The 19444-nt window shown below is 30.0% G+C and carries 20 protein-coding genes; 11 read left to right on the top strand and 9 right to left on the bottom strand.

Annotated elements, in window-relative coordinates; all coding sequences use genetic code 11:
• Window positions 1-18: 18 nt before the first annotated feature.
• Window positions 19-801 (bottom strand): S1/P1 nuclease, encoded by a 783-nt coding sequence (locus tag EGM88_RS06790; protein ID WP_123897229.1) that lies wholly within the window; start codon window positions 799-801, stop codon window positions 19-21.
• A 133-nt stretch (window positions 802-934) separates the two neighbouring features.
• Here EGM88_RS06790 and EGM88_RS06785 point away from each other — a divergent pair, with 133 nt between their 5' ends.
• From EGM88_RS06785 to EGM88_RS06750, 8 genes are all read left to right on the top strand, one after another.
• The gene (locus EGM88_RS06785; RefSeq protein ID WP_123897228.1) at window positions 935-1789 is read left to right on the top strand and encodes an SPFH domain-containing protein; all 855 of its coding nucleotides are present in this window, start codon (window positions 935-937) and stop codon (window positions 1787-1789) included.
• 115 nt (window positions 1790-1904) lie between these two features.
• A complete protein-coding gene (locus EGM88_RS06780) occupies window positions 1905-2063 on the top strand; it encodes a DUF4177 domain-containing protein (protein WP_123897227.1) in 159 nt (52 codons plus the stop codon).
• Between the two features lie 63 nt (window positions 2064-2126).
• Window positions 2127-2633: a hypothetical protein gene (locus tag EGM88_RS06775; protein ID WP_123897226.1), complete on the top strand. Its 507-nt coding sequence runs from the start codon at window positions 2127-2129 to the stop codon at window positions 2631-2633.
• 4 nt (window positions 2634-2637) lie between these two features.
• Window positions 2638-3573, top strand: a complete 936-nt coding sequence (locus EGM88_RS06770) for an alpha/beta hydrolase (protein WP_123897225.1) — start codon at window positions 2638-2640, stop codon at window positions 3571-3573.
• 21 nt (window positions 3574-3594) lie between these two features.
• The gene (locus tag EGM88_RS06765) at window positions 3595-3762 is read left to right on the top strand and encodes an Arc family DNA binding domain-containing protein (protein ID WP_123897224.1); all 168 of its coding nucleotides are present in this window, start codon (window positions 3595-3597) and stop codon (window positions 3760-3762) included.
• A 71-nt stretch (window positions 3763-3833) separates the two neighbouring features.
• Window positions 3834-6368 carry a M14 family metallopeptidase gene (locus tag EGM88_RS06760; protein WP_123897223.1) on the top strand — a complete coding sequence of 845 codons (2535 nt, stop codon included), beginning with the start codon at window positions 3834-3836 and terminating at the stop codon, window positions 6366-6368.
• A gap of 193 nt (window positions 6369-6561) precedes the next feature.
• Window positions 6562-7869, top strand: coding sequence for a DUF819 family protein (locus tag EGM88_RS06755; RefSeq protein ID WP_123897222.1), 1308 nt, complete (start codon window positions 6562-6564; stop codon window positions 7867-7869).
• Window positions 7870-7995: 126 nt separating this feature from the next.
• Entirely contained in the window at window positions 7996-8694 is a 699-nt protein-coding gene (locus EGM88_RS06750) for a DUF4369 domain-containing protein (RefSeq protein ID WP_123897221.1), read from the top strand.
• Between the two features lie 118 nt (window positions 8695-8812).
• Here the strand turns inward: EGM88_RS06750 and EGM88_RS06745 are convergent, their stop codons facing one another.
• Both EGM88_RS06745 and EGM88_RS06740 read right to left on the bottom strand, forming a co-directional pair.
• The gene (locus EGM88_RS06745; protein WP_123897220.1) at window positions 8813-9613 is read right to left on the bottom strand and encodes a TIGR00266 family protein; all 801 of its coding nucleotides are present in this window, start codon (window positions 9611-9613) and stop codon (window positions 8813-8815) included.
• A gap of 219 nt (window positions 9614-9832) precedes the next feature.
• The gene (locus EGM88_RS06740; RefSeq protein ID WP_123897219.1) at window positions 9833-10804 is read right to left on the bottom strand and encodes a D-alanine--D-alanine ligase; all 972 of its coding nucleotides are present in this window, start codon (window positions 10802-10804) and stop codon (window positions 9833-9835) included.
• 177 nt (window positions 10805-10981) lie between these two features.
• Here EGM88_RS06740 and EGM88_RS06735 point away from each other — a divergent pair, with 177 nt between their 5' ends.
• Window positions 10982-11587, top strand: a complete 606-nt coding sequence (locus EGM88_RS06735) for a PASTA domain-containing protein (RefSeq protein WP_123897218.1) — start codon at window positions 10982-10984, stop codon at window positions 11585-11587.
• A gap of 11 nt (window positions 11588-11598) precedes the next feature.
• Window positions 11599-12621, top strand: a complete 1023-nt coding sequence (locus tag EGM88_RS06730) for an RluA family pseudouridine synthase (protein WP_123897217.1) — start codon at window positions 11599-11601, stop codon at window positions 12619-12621.
• A gap of 3 nt (window positions 12622-12624) precedes the next feature.
• Here EGM88_RS06730 and EGM88_RS06725 read toward each other — a convergent pair whose 3' ends face one another.
• From EGM88_RS06725 to EGM88_RS06715, 3 genes are all read right to left on the bottom strand, one after another.
• Window positions 12625-13023, bottom strand: coding sequence for a hotdog domain-containing protein (locus EGM88_RS06725; RefSeq protein WP_123897216.1), 399 nt, complete (start codon window positions 13021-13023; stop codon window positions 12625-12627).
• Window positions 13024-13100: 77 nt separating this feature from the next.
• Window positions 13101-13457 (bottom strand): DUF779 domain-containing protein, encoded by a 357-nt coding sequence (locus tag EGM88_RS06720; RefSeq protein WP_123897215.1) that lies wholly within the window; start codon window positions 13455-13457, stop codon window positions 13101-13103.
• 209 nt (window positions 13458-13666) lie between these two features.
• The gene (locus EGM88_RS06715; protein WP_123897214.1) at window positions 13667-15166 is read right to left on the bottom strand and encodes an aldehyde dehydrogenase family protein; all 1500 of its coding nucleotides are present in this window, start codon (window positions 15164-15166) and stop codon (window positions 13667-13669) included.
• 162 nt (window positions 15167-15328) lie between these two features.
• Here EGM88_RS06715 and EGM88_RS06710 point away from each other — a divergent pair, with 162 nt between their 5' ends.
• Window positions 15329-16246, top strand: a complete 918-nt coding sequence (locus EGM88_RS06710) for an AraC family transcriptional regulator (protein ID WP_123897213.1) — start codon at window positions 15329-15331, stop codon at window positions 16244-16246.
• Window positions 16247-16290: 44 nt separating this feature from the next.
• On the opposite strand, the gene EGM88_RS06705 is transcribed toward EGM88_RS06710, so the two are convergent.
• The 3 genes from EGM88_RS06705 to EGM88_RS06695 all read right to left on the bottom strand — a co-directional run bounded on the left by EGM88_RS06705 (window position 16291) and on the right by EGM88_RS06695 (window position 19253).
• Window positions 16291-17085, bottom strand: coding sequence for a DUF3592 domain-containing protein (locus EGM88_RS06705; RefSeq protein ID WP_123897212.1), 795 nt, complete (start codon window positions 17083-17085; stop codon window positions 16291-16293).
• A gap of 115 nt (window positions 17086-17200) precedes the next feature.
• Window positions 17201-17857, bottom strand: coding sequence for a hypothetical protein (locus EGM88_RS06700; protein WP_123897211.1), 657 nt, complete (start codon window positions 17855-17857; stop codon window positions 17201-17203).
• 340 nt (window positions 17858-18197) lie between these two features.
• Entirely contained in the window at window positions 18198-19253 is a 1056-nt protein-coding gene (locus EGM88_RS06695; protein ID WP_123897210.1) for a type I restriction endonuclease, read from the bottom strand.
• Between the last annotated feature and the right edge of the window lie 191 nt (window positions 19254-19444).

Below are 19444 nucleotides of genomic sequence, written 5' to 3'. Positions count from 1 at the left end.
TCAATAAGCACTAAGCTATCATCCAAATATATCATTCAATAGTTTTGCTAATCTAATACCAGCTAACTGTAATTGATGTCTTGCAGTATTAAAATGGTCATAGTTGTATTGGTAACGTAAATTTTCCCCAACTTTAACAGAGTTATAAACTTTTTTAGTTGTTTGGTGTACTTCATTTACCCAATCTATTACAGTTCCTTGTTCAATAACTTTTATTTGTGCTTTAGACAAATCTTCAGCGTTATCGGCTAATTCTAAATAACTCATTCCCCATTCTTTAATCATGTCGCTATCCCAAACTCTATGTAAATTTGTACCTCGACCAAACCATTGTACTTGAATAGTGTTTCCACCTTTATCCTCAGGTCTTCCAATGTGCATCGGTTGATGTAAGTCTCCTACTAAATGAACTAACATTTTTAGGTAAAATGCTTTATCTTCTTTAGTACTATTGTTATCTTTTAAAACTTCAATACACTTGTTAATTCCAGTTACAAGGTCTCCTTTAGGATTTTTTTTAGAGGTTTCATATGTTTTATCAAAGGGCATATTTATATAATGCCAACTGTAGAATTCATTATACCTCTTATCAGATTTTATTTCGTCGCCAAAAGTTGATACAAAAGCTAAACTTTGTCCATCTAATAATTTATCAATTTTTTTTAGCACTCTTTTTTTAAGGTGACTTTCTGCTATTTTTCCTGTGGTTCTATGTCCTGTTGGGCCCCATTCATTTAATGAAGCAAATAATGAGTTGGACACAAGCCATGCAGCTACAAATACTAATATTTTGGAATTCATAAGTCTAAATCTTTTTACAAAAATAGGAAATATATTAATGATAATATTTGGAAATGTTAAAAAATATTTTATATCTTTACGATATTAAAATGATATCATTTTAAAATTTAAAACAATATTAAATAAAATACATATGAAAGAAGAGAAAATTATTAAGGTCCGTAACGGATATTTTATGCTGTTTTTAGTAGCTCTATTAATACTAGGAGGTGTTTATGGGTTTTCTAGTATTGATATGGCGTTTATTGTATCCATAATTGTTGGAGTTTTATTGCTTCCTGGATTTTTCCTAGTAAATCCAAATACTTCTAAGGTGCTTTTGCTTTTTGGAAAGTATATTGGAACGGTAAAGGAGAATGGTTTCTTTTGGGCAAATCCGTTTTATACCAAGAAAAGAATTTCTTTACGAGCAAGTAACTTTGATAGTGAACGTGTAAAGGTGAATGACAAACTAGGTAATCCTATTATGATAAGTACTATTTTGGTTTGGAGAGTTCAAGATACATATAAGGCAGCTTTTGATGTTGATAATTTTGAAAACTTTGTTCGTGTTCAAAGTGACGCTGCGGTTCGAAAATTAGCAAGTTTATATCCTTACGATAATTTTGCTGATGAAGGATTAGATGAAGATATTACATTGCGGGCTAGTGTAAATGAGGTAAGTGAGGCTCTTGAGTTGGAGTTATCTGAACGTTTGGCAATGGCAGGTATTGAGGTGCTTGAAGCTAGAATAGGTTATTTGGCTTATGCTCAAGAGATAGCTAATGCAATGTTAAAACGTCAACAAGCTACAGCAATAGTGGCTGCACGTCATAAAATTGTTGAAGGTGCTGTGAGTATGGTAGAAATGGCTTTGGAGGAGTTAAGTAAAAAAGAAATTGTTGATTTAGATGAGGAACGAAAAGCTACTATGGTAAGTAATTTAATGGTGATATTATGCTCTGATAAAGACGCAACTCCTGTGGTAAATGCAGGAACTTTAACATAGTTACAACTATTTAAATTAATAATAAAATGACTAAAAAAAGAAAAAAGTTAATGGTAACCTCATTAGTACTAGCTCTGATTTTGGTAATAATTAGTTTAATTTTTAAGTAAAGTAAATGAAAGAATACAAAGTAATTAATTGGAAGCAAGGTTTAACAGGAAATAATAAAAGGTTAGAAGATACTTTAAATCAATATGCACAATCTGGATGGAGGGTTTGTCATTTAGCTGAGCATACTGCTAGAATAGTTTTTGAAAGAGATAAAAATAGGTGAGTAGAGTTGAGTGTTAAATGTACTTGAGAAAGTTTAAAAATCTATTATTTTTAATATCATATAATGAAAGTATTTACAGAACAACAACGATTTAATCAATGGTGGCTTTATGTTATTTTTGCTCTCTTTTTGATTGGGATTTTACTTCCTTTAAAAATAAATTTTGAAGAAGTAAAAGCCGAAGGTACAGATAGAATTTTATTTTTGATTTCTTTTTTAATAATATTCTTGGCAGCCATATTTATATTCTTGATGCGACTAAATACTAAAATAGACGAAAAAGGGGTTGGTTATCAGTTTTATCCTTTTCATAGAAACTATAAGATACTATATTGGAAAGATATTAATGCCATTTATGTTAGAAAGTATTTGGCGATAAGTGAATATGGAGGATGGGGGTTTAAGAGCGGTATTTTTAATATTAGAGGTCGTGGTGTGGCTTATTCAGTAAAAGGTGATAAAGGGATTCAAATAGTACTCAATAATGGAAAAAAAATATTGATAGGTACGCAAAAAGAAAATGAGGCTAAAAGAGTAATTAATACTTATAAATCAAATATTAAAGAATAATTAAATGAAAAATATAATTTTAATATTGTTGTTGTTTATAAGTTTTATAGGCTATTCTCAAAAAGATGATTATATAGAAAGAGAGCTTCAAATTCCTTCTAAAAACATCTCTGTTAATGGAACTTTAATGATGCCAAAAACTATCAAAAGTATGCCTTTGGTTATTATAATTCCAGGCTCTGGTATGGTTGATAGAAATGGTGGTGATGGTAATTATTTAAAACAATTAGCCTTGGGGTTGGTAATGAGAGATGTTGCAACCTATCGTTATGATAAAAGTTCTATAGCATTAGCCAAAATAGAAGGGTTTAAAGAGGAAAATGTCTCTTTTGACGATTTTATAAATGAGGCTATCACTGTAATAAAGTATTTTAAAAAACAAAATCTATATTCTAAAATAATTGTAGCAGGTCATTCTCAAGGAAGTTTGGTGGGTATGGTTGCAGGTCAATCACGTATTGATGGATTTATCTCTTTAGCAGGAGCAGGACGTACGATTGATAAAATATTAATTGAGCAGGTAGTTAATCAATCTCCGCAGTTTAGAGCAGATATGGAAAAGACTTTTGAGATAATAAAATCAGGAAAAATTGATGAAAATTTTAATCCACTATTGGTTTCTGTATTCAGAAAGTCATTACAGCCTTTTTGGGCCTCTTGGATAAAATATAACCCTCAAGAAGAACTTAAAAAGTTAGATGTACCTGCATTAATAATTAATGGCACTAAAGATATTCAAGTTCCTGTAACCGATGCAGAGTTATTGCATAATGCTTATGATAATTCGCAATTATTAATTATTGATAAAATGAATCATGTTTTTAAAGAAGTAGAGAGTGATAATAGAATGGAGAATATAAGTACTTATACCAAGGCAGATTTACCAATTAGTAAAAAGTTAGTTGAAGGGATTATAACATTTATTACCCAAAAAGTGTAGGTAAATAAGTAATAAAGAATTATGTCGAAGAAAAAAGCGTTTGCATTACGGATAAATGAAGAAACTTTTAGGGCTATTGAGAAATGGGCCGCGGATGAATTCCGAAGTACCAACGGTCAGATAGAGTGGATACTTCAACAAGGATTGAAATCTGCCAAGCGATTGCCAAAGAAAAAAGAAGGTGATTAGAGTTTTTTTGTAAATTTTTCTAATTTTTTTTCTTAATTTATTGTATACATTTGATGCTATAAAATTAAATTATGAAAAATATATTATTTTTTATTACACTATTAGTATTCTCTATTAATAGTTTTTCACAATCAAAATCTCCAAAAGAATTTTTAGGATATGAACTCGGAGATAGATTTACAAGACATCATCAGGTAGTCGATTATTTTAATCATATTGCCACAGAAAATAACAATGTAAAGTTGGTCAAGTATGGTGAAACTTATGAAAATCGCCCCTTACATTTAGCATTTATTACAGCTCCTAAAAACTTTTCTAAACTAGAAAATTTAAGAACAAATCATTTAAAATCTATAGGAATTTTAGAAGGTATTGGAAATTCAGATGTAACTATTGTTTGGTTAAGTTATAATGTTCATGGTAATGAAGCTGTAAGTACTGAAGCAGCTATGAAAACCTTGTACGCTTTAGTTGATCCAACTAATTCTGAAATTAAGAAATGGTTAGAAAATACAATTGTTATTATCGATCCATGTCTAAACCCTGATGGACGAGATCGTTATGTAAACTGGTATAATCAATATCAAAATAAACCATTTAATATTAATCCTGATTCCAAAGAGCATCACGAGCCTTGGCCTGGTGGTAGAGCCAATCATTATTTATTTGATTTAAATAGGGATTGGGCTTGGGCATCTCAAGTTGAAACTCAATCAAGGTTAAAAGAATATAACAAATGGATGCCTCATATTCATGTAGATTTTCACGAACAAGGTATTAATAATCCTTATTATTTTGCACCAGCAGCTGAACCTTATCATGAAATTATTACTGATTTTCAACGTGATTTTCAAGTAGAAATAGGTAAAAACCACGCAAAGTATTTTGATAAAAATGGCTGGTTGTATTTTACCAAAGAAGTTTTTGATTTATTATACCCAAGTTATGGAGATACTTATCCGCTGTATAATGGAGCTATTGGTATGACTTATGAGCAAGGTGGTAGTGGAAGGGCCGGACTGGGCATAAAAACTGCCGATGATGATGTATTGACATTAAAAGATAGAATAGAGCATCACTATACTACAGGTTTATCAACCATTGAAATGGCATCTCTTAATGCTGATAAATTACAACAAGAATTGATAGCTTACTTCAAAAAAGCAACACAAAATTCTTCAGGAAAATATAAAAGTTATGTGATAAGTAGTAACAATTCAAAAGATAAAATAAATAGTCTTAAAAAATTATTAGACACGCATCAAATTAAATATGGTTCGCCAAGTTCTAGCAGTTCAGCAAAAGCATTTGATTATAAAAATAACAGTACAAAAAATGTAAGAATTAAAGAAAATGACTTAGTTATAAATACAAATCAACCAAAATCTAACTTTATAAATGCGTTGTTTGAGCCACAAACTAAATTAGTAGACTCTCTTACGTATGATATTACAGCTTGGTCTATTCCTTATAGTAGAGGGTTAGAAGCGTATGCTCTAACCAAAGCATTAGTATTAAAAGAAGTATCAACTAATGTGGTCGAACCTAATGTAAGTGGGGTGAAAAAACCTTACGCTTATTTAACCAAGTGGAATAGTATAGAAGATGCTTCTTTTTTAGCATACTTGTTACAAAATAAAGTAAAAGTTAGGTTTTCGACATCAGCTTTTTCTATTGAAGGAAAAGAATATGGAGCTGGAACATTAATTATTACCAGAAAAGGTAATGAGAAGTTAGGTAATAAATTTGATGTTATAGTTAGTAATGCTGCTAATAAATTTGATAGAAAAGTAATTGGGGTTACATCCGGATTTGTTTCTAAAGGAAAAGATTTTGGATCTAGTTCAGTACGATATTTAAAAGCTCCAAAAGTGGTAGTTCTCTCTGGAGATGGAGTTTCTTCTTTAGGTTTTGGAGAAGTATGGCACTTTTTTGAACAACAAATTAATTATCCGATAACTGTTTTAGATACTGACTATTTTAATCGTGTTGATTTGAGCCAATATGACGTGTTGGTTTTACCTAGCGGTTATTATGGTAGTATTTTCAATAAAAATAAATTAGATGAATTAAAAACGTGGGTTCAAAAAGGAGGTAGAGTTGTAGCTATAGATAGAGCTTTGTCTACTTTTGCCAGTAGCGATGCTTTTGAATTGTCTAAATATAAAGATGATGACGAAAGAAAAGCAAAAGAGAAAGAAAGAAAAGAACAACAAGAAAAATTAGTGTTAGAACGTTATGATAATCTTGAACGTAAATCATTATCAAATATAACTACAGGTAGCATTTTTAAAGCAAAAATGGATAATTCATATCCACTTGGTTTTGGATATGATAATCATTATTATACGTTGCGTCAAGGGAATAATAATTTTGCGTATCTAACAGAAGGAGTAAATGTAAGTGTTATTGTCAGTAAAAATGATTTGGTTAGTGGATTTGCAGGGGTAAATGCTCTTAAAGATATTGAAACTTCTTTAGTCTTTGGCGTAGAAGAAAAAGGAAGAGGTGCTGTAATTTATTTGGCAGATAATCCTTTGTTTAGAAGCTTTTGGGAAAATGGAAAATTGATTTTTTCTAATGCTATTTTTATGGTGGGTCAGTAGCTATAATTCTTATAATTAGGTTGTTAGCATTATTTTATCTTGAAACTAGAACAAAAAAAATAGTTTTCTGTGAGTTAAGATAGAGGATATCCATGTCGTTTGGAGAAAAAAATAAAGAAAATTATGATAAAAGATAGAATATCTTAAATTAGCAAAAATTAAAATACACACAAAAGATATACAATCAACAACTATGGATACAACCCCTATTTTCACTAATGACACTATCGTTTTCGGACTTTTAATGCTAGCCTTAGGTTTTATTTTTTATACTTCTTCTAAAAAGGATGGTTTTTGGTCAAAGTTTTATGCTATTATACCAGCCTTATTTGTAGCTTATATGTTGCCAGCTGTTTTTACAACTTTAGGGTTAATTGCTCCAGATTGGCAAACGGTTTCAGATAGTGGAGAGGTTACAAAGCATAGCACTAAGTTGTATTATGTGTCTAGTCGTTATTTGTTGCCAGCAGCTTTAGTATTAATGACATTAAGTATTGATTTAAAAGCAGTATTTAATCTTGGCTGGAAAGCATTAGCTATGTTTTTTACAGGAACAGTTGGTATAATTATAGGTGGACCCATTGCAATTTTAGTAATTTCTATTTTTTCTCCAGAAACAGTTGGTGGAGCTGGTCCAGATGCTGTGTGGAGAGGCTTAGCAACCTTAGCTGGAAGTTGGATAGGTGGTGGAGCTAACCAAACTGCAATGCTTGAAATTTATGGATTTAACCAAAAATTATATGGAGGAATGGTGTTTGTTGATATTGTGGTAGCTAATCTTTGGATGGCTATCATTTTAATTGGTATTGGTAAATCTAAACGTATTGATAAATGGTTAAAAGCTGATACTTCGGCTATAGAAAGTTTAAAAGAAAAAGTATCTAATTATTCTGCAGAAATTGAAAGAAATCCTAGTTTGTCAGATTTAATGATTATGGCTGCTGTAGCCTTTGGAACAGTTGGTTTTGCTCATTATGGAGCAGGATATTTGGCTGAACTTTTTTCAGGTATTGTTAGTGGTATTGAAAATCCCACTACTAAAAATATTTTTACTTTTTTAGATTCTGAATTCTTTTGGATGATTAGTATTTCTACAATAGTTGCTATTTTATTGTCTTTTACAAAAATTAAGAATTATGAAGGAGCCGGTGCAAGTAAATTTGGAAGTGTTTTTATATATATACTTGTAGCTTCTATTGGTATGAAAATGGATTTAACGTTAATTTTTGATAATCTTGGTTTATTAGCTATTGGCTTAGTTTGGATGGCAATTCATGCAGTACTTTTAATAACGGTAGCCAAATTAATTAGAGCCCCATATTTCTTTTTGGCAGTGGGTAGTCAGGCAAATGTAGGAGGTGCTGCATCTGCACCAGTAGTAGCCTCTGCATTTCATCCATCATTAGCTACAGTTGGTGTTTTATTAGCAGTGTTTGGCTATGCGGTTGGTACTGTTGGAGCCATTGCATGTACTATTTTAATGCAAATAGTGGCTCAGTAAAAAGGAAATTAATTTGTCATCATTTTAAAAATGGTATAAAAACTAATTGATCATACTTTGTAATTTAGAATAGTACTATTAGCTAAAGACTATTATATTTGCATCGATAAAACATAGATTAACTCAATGAAAAAAATAATTAGTATTGCATTGGTCGGTTTATTGGCTTATGCTTGTGGTAAGGATTCTGAGAATACGATGATTGTACAAGGTAAGATTAAAGATTTGAAAAAAGGCACATTGTATCTTCAAAAGCAACAGGATTCTGTATTTGTAGTTGTTGATTCAATAACTCTTGATGGAACTGATACGTATACATTAAAAGACGAGGTTGAAAGTCCTGAAGTTTATTATTTATCTTTAGATAAATCTCCTAGTAAGGAAATTGCTTTTTTTGGAGAAAAAGGAACCATAACTATTAATACGAAGTTAGATAAATTTAACTATGCTGCTGAAATTAACGGATTGAGTAACCATAAGTTATGGGAAGAATTTAAAGAAGTAAAAAGTAAATTTACGGGAAAACGGTTAGATTTGTTAAAAGCTGATTTTGAAGCAAAAAGAGATAGAGATAGTGTTAAAATTGATTCAGTTTTAAATGCAATAAATAGATTGATAAAAAGTAGATATCGTTATGGTATTAATTTCGCTATCACTAATAACGACCATGAAGTAGCTCCTTTTGTTGCGTTAACAGAATTTAGTGATGCCAATATTGTTTGGATAGATAGTGTACATAAAAGTTTAACTCCTAAAATAAAAGAATCTAAATACGGCAAAATGTTGAGTGAATTTATTCAAGAACGAAAGCAAAATAATAATTAATCTTTACGGCTAATTTTTTGAGAATTATACTCAGTTTTATAGAGGTTTAGTGATTTTACAATAACAATTAATAATATACAAGAAGAGGCTCAGCTATTTGTTTGTGCCTCTTCTGTTTTTAGAACCTATTATCTCCATCTAATAAATCTCCTATTCCGCCTAAAATACTACCTTCACCTTTGTTTTTATTTCCAGTTTGAGGGGCAGACGAAATAATTCTACCAGCAAGTCGGCTAAATGGTAAAGATTGAATATAAACAGTACCTGGACCTGTTAATGTTGCAAAAAACAAACCTTCACCTCCAAATATTGTATTTTTTATTCCTCCTACATATTCTATATCGTAATTTACGTGTTGTGTAAAACCTACTAAACAACCGGTATCTACTTTTAATTTTTCTCCAGCTTGCAATTCTTTTTTAGAAATTGTTCCACCAGCATGCATAAAAGCCATACCATCACCCTCTAATTTTTGCATTATAAATCCTTCACCTCCAAACAATCCTCTACCAAGTTTTTTAGAGAATTCTATTCCTACAGAAACTCCTTTTGCTGCACATAAAAAAGCATCTTTTTGACAAATAAATTTTCCATTAAAATTAGTGAGATCAAGAGGAATAATTTTACCTGGATATGGTGAAGCAAAAGCAACTTTCTTTTTGCCGCGTTCAGCATTCATAAAAACGGTCATAAATAAGCTTTCGCCAGTTAATAAGCGTTTACCGGCTGAAAATAATTTGCCTAACACACCTTCGGTTTGTCCAGACCCATCCCCCAAAATTGTATCCATTTTAATACCATCATCCATCATCATAAAACTACCAGCTTCAGCAACAACGGCTTCTTGAGGGTCTAACTCTATTTCAACAAATTGCATTTCTTCTCCATGTATTATATAGTCTATTTCGTGTGATGTCATAGTTTTTAATTTTTAGTTGTTGTTAGATTGTCGCTTTTAAAATTACTTAGAATTATACTAATATGTACGGTTTCAGTTAAAAATGTTACAACCAAAAAAAAGGTTTATTATAAAGATATTATAATAAACCTTTTGATTGGTACATCACAAAAGAATAACCACAAGAGAGTTAATTCTTTTTAACGTTATAAAAAATAGATGAAGTTTTTTTAATGTTCACTATTTTAGAGCCTCTTCAATAGCATTGCTAAATAATTTATCCAAGGGAATTCCTGCTTCCTTGGCTTGCATAGGCAATAGACTGTTAGAAGTTAATCCGGGTACTGTATTTATTTCAATAAAATAAGGTTCGTCTCCAATAAAGATGTATTCTGCTCTCGAAAAACCTTTCATTCCTAATGCTTTATATACTTTTTTTGCTACGGAATTTAGGTTTTTAAGTTTTGTTTCAGAGATTCTTGCAGGGGTAATTTCTTGACTTTTACCTAAATACTTAGCTTCATAATCAAAAAAGTCATTCTCAGATACTATTTCAGTAGGAGCTAATACTTTTAGTTTTCCTTCATATTCAATTACTCCAATAGAGACTTCAGTTCCATCCAAGAAAGATTCAATCAATAATTCAGAATCTTCTGCAAATGCTTTTTCAATAGCCTTTTTTAAATCTTCTTTTTTAGATACTTTAGAAATTCCAAAGCTAGAACCAGCATTGTTTGGTTTTACAAAGCAAGGTAAACCAACTTTTTCAAAAATTTCATTTTCGTTAATTGTGTCCCCTTGATTTAAATATACAGAAGTTGCAGTTTTTATTCCATAAGCCTTTACTACACTTAAAGTATCACGTTTATTAAAGGTTAATGCCATTTGGTAGAATGGAGCAGAGGTGTGTTTGATTCCTAGCAATTGAAAATACGCAAGGATAACTCCATTTTCTCCAGGACTGCCATGTATAGCATTAAAAACACAGTCAAAAGTGATTTTTTTATTATTAATTTCCGTAGAAAAATCATGCTTGTTTATAGGGAATTCCATATCATTATCATCTAATACAACCCATTTCTCTTTTAAAATATGAACGCGATATGGTTTGTATAATGCTCTATTTAAGTTGTTGTATACAACATTTCCACTTTTTAATGAAATTTCAACTTCGGAGGAATAGCCTCCCATGATTATGGCTATGTTTTTCATTTTTATAAAATTTAACCAATATGCTTATTGTTACTTGTCTATATTGGTTTGTGTCGTACGAATTGTGCAAAAATCTAAGCAGATTTTTGATGTTTAATAAACAGGAAAACAAAAGTATCAAAAAAACAAATAGCTTTTTTCTTTTTTGTGTAAGTTTGTAAGGTTAATTTATCAGATATGAGAATCTTGAAGTATTTAAAAAGTAAAATTTTTATTAGAACCATTATTTTAATGGTTATTTTTATAGTTAGCTTGATTTTTGGTTTAAAGGCGTTTTTGGCGTATACAACAAATCACAATCAAAAAATATTAGTTCCAGATTTAAAAAAAATGTCTTTAGAAGAGACTGAAACTACATTAAAAAATTTAAGTCTTAATTATATAATACAAGATTCTGCAAGTTTTAATCCTGAATATCCTCCTAAATCGGTTATAGACCAAGATCCTGAAGCAGGTGATTATGTAAAAGAAAATAGAAAAATATATTTAACATTAAATCCGTCTAACTATAAAAAAATTGCTATTCCAGACTTGTTAAATAAGACAAAAAGACAAGTAGAAACACACTTAACTTCTATTGGATTTCAAATTGGAAAGTATGAATATATTCCAGATTTAGGTAAAGATGTTGTTCGAAAAATGAAATTTAAAGGAAAAGAGCTTGAAATGGGAGATTTAGTTCCTAAAAACTCAAAAATTGACTTGGTGTTAGGAGATGGGTCCTTAGATGGAGCAGCAGATGATTTAGAAAAAATAGAACAAGATGAAGTTGTTGAGAACTAGTACAAATTAGGATGTCAAATTACGATACTGATCAAGATCAAGATGAGCTTTACGAGCACTATAAGTTTACTGCCGCTGTGGGGCAAGAACCCTTGCGAGTAGATAAGTTTTTAATGAATTTTATTGAAAATGCCACTCGAAATAAAATACAACAAGCAATAAAAGCCGGCAATGTATTGGTTAATAATGCGGTTGTAAAATCGAATTATAAAATTAAACCTTTTGATGTGGTTAGAGTGGTATTGGCACATCCACCACATGAAAATTTATTGGTTGCTGAAAATATTCCTTTAAATATTGTTTATGAAGATGATGAGGTGATGGTTGTTAATAAACCTGCAGGTATGGTAGTGCATCCTGGTCATGGTAATTATAGTGGAACTTTGGTAAATGGATTAATTTATCATATAGAAAATTTACCTACCAATTCAAATGAAAGGCCGGGGTTGGTACATCGTATTGATAAAGATACTAGTGGATTGTTAGTGGTGGCAAAAACGGAATTTGCCATGTCTCATTTGGCAAATCAATTTTTTGATAAAACAACTGAAAGGTTGTATTATGCCTTAGTTTGGGGTAATGTAGAACAAGAAGAAGGCACAATAGAGGGACATATTGGTAGAAGTTTTAAAAATAGACTTCAAATGGATGTTTTTCCTGATGGTGCTCATGGTAAACCTGCCATTACGCATTATAAAGTGTTAGAACGATTTAGTTATGTAACCTTAGTACAATGTAAATTAGAAACAGGTAGAACTCATCAAATAAGAGCTCATTTTAAATATATTGGGCATCCATTGTTTAATGATGAGCGTTATGGAGGTGATGCTATTTTAAAAGGAACTACCTTCACAAAATACAAGCAGTTTGTAGATAACTGTTTTAAGTTATTGCCAAGACAAGCATTACATGCTAAAACATTAGGGTTTGTACATCCAAAAACTAAAAAGAATATGCAATTTAATTCTGAGTTGCCAGAGGATATGCAATTGGCTATTGAAAAATGGCGAAATTATACGGTACACCAAAAATAATAATTACTTTTCTAACACATGCTTTTCTAATACAAAACAAGTAAAATTACCTTCAAAAACTAAACTGTTTTTTTGGTTTGTAATTTTTACAATTACAGTAAACTTCTTATCATTTATTTCTGTAACTTCAGCAATTGCAGTTAGTTTATCATTTAATATTACAGGTTTTAGAAACTTTGTTTCAGCTTTGCCTAATACAACAGTTGGTTTGTTGATAGCAACCATAGCAGCATAATCAGCTAACCCAAAAGTAAAACTGCCATGTGAGAGGTTATAACTATCTACAACCATTTCTTTGGTTATTGTCAAAGAAACTATGGCTTTGTTTTTTGTAATAGAAATTACAGATCCTATTAGCTTTTTTGAAGCTAAAAGGTGCGTGTTTTGTGTAAAAGAAGTCATTGTTTTATTTCATTTAAGAGCTAGATTGCGAATTTCATTTTTTTTAAATTAAGAATGAAACTAAATAGTTCTAATTCCTATTTTTTATTAAAATAAGCATTTTCTTCGTCAGTCAGTAATCTTGAATGAATTAAAAATCGTAGTTCTAAAGGTATTTCTAAAGAAAAACTAGCACCACGACCTTCTGTAATGTCCACGGTTAAATGAGTATGTTTCCAATATTCAAACTGATCTTGGTTCATGTAAAAAGAAACCCCCGATACTTCACCTAAAAGTACATCACTTTCGTCTATATAAAAGTCTTCTTTTTCTAAAAGCATTGGTGCTGACCCATCACAGCAACCTCCACTTTGATGGAATATTAATTCGTTATGTTTCGCTTTTAATTGCTCAAGAACTTTTGCAGCTTTTTCTGTAATTGTTACTCTTTGCATAATTTAGTCGTGTTTGATTTAATAGATTTAATCTAGCCTGTTAGTTAACGATTTTTATAGCCGATAGTAAGATATAATGTTTATAGAACAACTACAAGATATTACTAGTTTTTAAAGTGTTATTTTCTTGTGTTAGAGTTTGGTATTAAGTTATTCTAAAAAAAAGAAGGCTGAATATACATTCAGCCTTCTACTCTAAATACTAACCATTAAAAGAAACCTAATTTATTTTTGTCATAAGAGATCAGCATGTTTTTGGTTTGACGATAGTAATTTAGCATCATTACATGATTTTCTCTTCCAAATCCTGATTTTTTATACCCTCCAAATGGTGCATGTGCAGGATAAGCGTGATAGCAATTCACCCAAACACGACCTGCTTTAATGGCTCTTGGTATTTGATACAATTGGTGAGCATCACGTGTCCAAACACCAGCTCCTAATCCATACATAGTATCATTTGCAATTTCTAATGCTTCTGCTTCATCTTTAAATTTAGTGACACAAGCAACTGGACCAAATATTTCTTCTTGAAAAACTCTCATTTTATTATGACCTTCAAGTAAGGTTGGTTTGATATAGAAACCATTTGCCAAATCTCCGTTTAATTTATTGGCTTCACCACCAGTAAGTACTTTGGCACCTTCGTCTTTACCAATTTTAAAATAGGATTGTATTTTTTCGTATTGATCATTAGAAGCTTGTGCACCAACCATAGTACTAGGGTCATATGGATTATCTTGTACAATGGCATTTGTTCTTTCAATTACACGTTCCATAAAGGCATCATAAATATCTTCTTGTACTAAAATTCTAGAAGGGCAAGTACATACTTCACCTTGATTAAATGCAAATAAAACAGCACCTTCAATAGCTTTATCTAAATAAGCATCATCAGCATCCATAACACTATTAAAGAAAATATTAGGAGATTTTCCTCCTAATTCCATCGTAACAGGATTTAAGTTTTTAGATGCATATTGCATAATTAATTGTCCTGTTGTAGTTTCGCCAGTAAAAGCTACTTTATCTACTCTTGAACTCGAAGCTAGTGGTTTACCCGCTTCAGGACCAAATCCATGAACAACATTAATAACACCAGGAGGAAATACGTCAGCTATTTTTTCCATAAGTAATGTTGCAGAAGAAGGGGTTTGTTCTGCAGGTTTTAATACCACACAGTTTCCTGTAACTAATGCAGGAGGTAATTTCCAGGATAACATTAATAAAGGAAAATTCCAAGGAATAATTTGACCTACAACTCCAAGAGGTTCTTTAATATTCATAGATAATGTATGTTGGTCAAGTTCTGTAGCACTTCCTTCTTCTGAACGAATACAGGCAGCAAAATAACGCCAATGATCTATAGCTAATGGTACATCTGCATTTAAGGTTTCTCGTATAGGTTTTCCATTATCGCAAGTTTCAACCACAGCAAATTCTTCTAAATTGGCTTCAATAATATCTGCAACTTTATTTAATAAGGAAGAGCGTTCAGCAGCAGAAGTATTTCCCCAAGCTTCTTTTGCAGCATTGGCAGCATCTAAAGCCAATTCTATATCTTCTTTTTGTGATCTTGGATATTGTGCAATTAAACTATTATCAATAGGTGAAGTATTCTCAAAATACTGACCTCCTATAGGCTCGACAAATTTTCCATTAATAAAATTGGAGTATTTCTCCTTAAATTTAGGTTTTGAATAACTCATAAATATATTTTTTTAGTGATTAATAATATGATAATGAATTCCTGTTATTTTGTGGATAATTCATTTTTATAAAAGTATTATTTCGATATTAGAAATTATTGAACATATTTATTAATAAACTGAACATATCTATTTTTTTAAATATTTTTTGTATCATTGTGTGTGGGAAAGCTCTTAAATTCACATAAAAGCAATAGAAAAATAACTACTTTAGTAGAAAACAGAACTACTTATAGTGCTGAATATGCGGAGTTAAACATTTTTGAAACGCATAAAGTTGCAGAAAAAGTAAAACTTACTTTTGACTTTCCTGTAATTGCTAGTATGCTTACTGGAAAAAAAATAATGCATTTGGAAGGTTGGCCCAGTTTTGATTTTTTTCCGGGTGAGTCTGTGGTAATGCCAAGGAGTAAACCAATGGTAATTGATTTTCCTGTGGCTAGTGAAAATGACCCAACGCAATGTTTGGCTTTGGGTATAGATGAAAAGAAAATTAGTGATGTTGTTTTAAATTTTAATAATTATGTTGCTATTGAAAATGAAAATAATAATTGGGAATTGGATGCAAACAGTTCTCATCTAAAAAATAATCATGCTGTAAATCATTTGGTAGAACGTTTGGTATATACATTTACCAATAATAATAGATCTAAAGATGTATTGTTAGACTTAATGATTCAAGAATTAATTATACGATTGCTTCAAACTAAAGCCAAGGCTTTAATTTTAAACGACTCACAAAATGTTTTAAACGATACTCGAATTGGCCAAGTTGTTCAGTTTATAAAAGAGAACTTAACTAATAAGGATATTACTGTAGATATGCTGGCTGAAAAAGCATGTATGAGCACTTCTCATTTTCATAAAAAGTTTAAAAATACCTTAGGTATTTCTCCAATAGATTATATTAATTCTGAAAAAATAAAGTTTTCTAAAAAATTAATTAAGGAGAAAAAAAGTTTTCAGATGTCTGAAATTGCTATTAAATCTGGTTTTAATAATACCAGTTATTTTTATAGGCAATTTAAAAAAATGGAAATGATGACACCACAACAGTTTAAAAAATCTATTTCTACTTGATAAGAAACTTAAAAGCTAATTGTACTTAATACTATTTTAAAAATTTAATTAGTTGGGTTTTTAAACTTTTTTAAATTACTAATCCATTTGTTAGGAGATGTTCGTTTTAATTTAGGTTTATCTTTAGAAAATACCTTTATAAAATATCCCCAAGTTCCTAGAGCAAGCATTACGGAGAAAAAGATTAATAATAAAGTAATGTACCAAGGTACTTTATTACCATAAAATATTCCATAAATTAACAGTATATTAAATCCAATCATTAAAAAGGGAATAAAGAAATAAACACCTGCTTTAGAAGAAAAATTAATAAATTTCTCTAGGTTATGGCCTAAAGCATATTTTACTATTCCAATTGAGAGAATGGTAAGAATAAAGAAAAAAATAAAGGAACCTACAAGTTTCATTACCAATGTAAAACCTAGTGTAATTACACTATCATTTGATTTGTTATAATTGATTTTATAGGTATCGCCTATTTTAAGGTCTGATGTAGAAAAATCTAGAGTTTTTTCTATTACTTTACCTGATTCAGTGGTAAATTGAACCGTTGGTTTATACATGGTATAATATCTATTATCGTCAGAGTCATAACGTTCTTCTTCGGTATAACTTACAACTGAGGCTTGGTATATTTTACCTGTTGTAGAAACTAAATAAATATCTTTTAAACTGGTGTACATAAAAAACCAAGATGCAAAAGTAAGAGAAGTAATACTGAATATAAGTATAGCGATATATCCGATAGACATACAGCCAAGTTTGCCTAGTCTTTTTAAAAACAGATAAGTAATTAAAACTACTAGTATTAGATAAAGTATAAAATATATTAAATTCATTTTTTTCTAGTGATGCTACTCAATTTTAATCAATGTGTAAAGTTTAAAATTAATAAAATAAAAAAACTCAAGATTGAATTCAATCCTGAGTTTTTAACACTTATTAATTAGTAGTTTAATTTTTAGTTAATAATAATTTGTTATACTGTTTTAAAGCTTTTAAAATTGAATAAGCTTCTGGTATTCCATCAACTCTCATAATTAATTTGTGTTTCTGCCATGTATTACTTGCTTTATCTGCCAACATTGAAACCCAGACATTGACAAAAGCTTTTTTATCTGATCTTTCTGAAACATTATGAAACTTATAGACATTTGAAAAATCATATAATATACCTTCCTTTGACTTGGCAATTCCTTTTTTATCTAAAACTATTAATTTTAAATAATCTCCTTCAAAAGAAGCTTTGTATTTTTCTTTAAAGCTATTTCTTTCAAAACCATGTTTGTTAATTGTATTTATAATTAATTCTTTTGTTTCTTCAATTTTAATATCAATATCACTTATGTCATTACCAAATGATTTTATAATTCCATTTTCAAATACTATTTTATTGATATTATTTTTTTCCATGATATATGATGGTCCATCTAAATGATTGTACCTTTTATACTTGATTTCATCTTTTTCAATTAATTCAACTTTAGCTTTTATTTTTTCGCCATTTATCTTAGTGATAATGTCTTGTGAATATGAAAAAGTATAGCTATTTAAGCATAAGAATAATAAACTTATTTTAATAATGATTGTATTGGGTTTAAATAAGTGCATAATAAATATGTTTAGAAATTATACAAATTTTTTCATGGTTTTAGCCTAGCGTTATGAGAGCTCTCAAAGGCTTTGCTTAATATTTATTTAACGTTTGTTTGTTTTATTTAGTTTTTTTTAGAGGTAAGAAAATTCTAGATCAGGTTGATTATTCGACTAAATAGATGTTTTTAATATTTGTGCAATATTCTAAATAGTACTTATTTTAATACATTTCTAAGAATTTCAATTTTATGAATTTTAAATAAGTTTAAAGTTCTAATTGAATATTTTATAATTCTAAGTTTGATTTTTCGATATGATTTATTATAATATCTGCAAACTCTCCAACTTTTTGTTTTTAATTGTTGTCATAAAACCTCACCGTATTTAAGAGTTGTTGTTCGAAGAGGTAAATATCGTCAACTGAATTGATTTTTTCTCGTTTTTCATTTTTGTCTTGGTCAAACAGACTGATATACTTAACTCCACCGTTTAAATGTAGTCGACAAATTGGTTTTCTGTTGTTGTTATCTAATAAAACTCCAAAATATGATTGTGTATCACGATAAGCAATTCTATCTCTACTAATTTGTCTTCGCAAAATAGCAACAACAATTTGATAGCCTTCTAATTCCTCTTCCGTTGTTTCAATCTTACTTTTCGGCAGATCCTCAACATTCTCTTCAGCTTGCTGTTTTTCCTGTTCTTTATTCAATGCAGAATTCAGTCTGTCATTCACTCTTTCACTTATAATTTGGTTAAAAGCCTTATTTACAATTTCTGTGAATTCTTCTAATACCTTTGAAGTTAGTCGTCCGCTATAAGCTCTGTTCGCAAATAGTTTTACAAAGCTTTGAGAGGGGGCCGTAATTTCTTGATTAATCAGAGATTTAATTTCACGAGTATATTTTAAATTACTTGCATTGTCAACAATTGATGAAATGTCAAATTTTGATTTATGGAACTTCTCAATTTCTTTGACAGTACTTTCTTTAAGTTTAGTAATATCAAATTCCAAAAAAGGTTTTTCATCCATTTTGTTTGTTTCATCCAAATCTGTATAAAATCTATATTGAATTCCATTTGTCAAAAGTGCAAAACGGGTTTTGGTTACGTGGAAATATCTAAAAAGTTGTGAATTATGCACATCTAAATTTTGTTTCCAATGTTTACACTCTATGATTAGAATTGGATTTCCATTTTGAAATATAGCATAATCAACTTTTTCTCCCTTTTTCATTCCTAAATCAGCTGTAAATTCAGGTACAACTTCAGTAGGGTTGAAAGTGTCATAACCTAAAATATTAATAAATGGTAGGGTAAAAGCGTGTTTAGTTGATTCTTCTGTGTCGATTTTGTCTTTCAGCTGGTCTACTTTTTCTGAAAGCCCTTTTAGTTGACTATGTAATTCCATGTTTTTGTTTTTAGTTAGTTTTTTAGATGATTTGTAATGTTCACTTTAATACATCTTGATTATATTCATAATTTAAATAGCTAAAATGAGAAGGTACTTCAATTGGGTTGAAGTAGGAGATTTATTTAGCGACATGTTCCCAAATTTAAATAATTTAACATAAATTAACAAATTTGGTTGAATATATTAAT

The sequence above is a fragment of the Aureibaculum marinum genome, assembly GCF_003813905.1.
Taxonomy (GTDB): Bacteria; Bacteroidota; Bacteroidia; order Flavobacteriales; family Flavobacteriaceae; genus Aureibaculum; species Aureibaculum marinum.
Note: the sequence above shows the minus strand (reverse complement) of the source record. Positions and strands in the feature narration are given on the sequence as shown.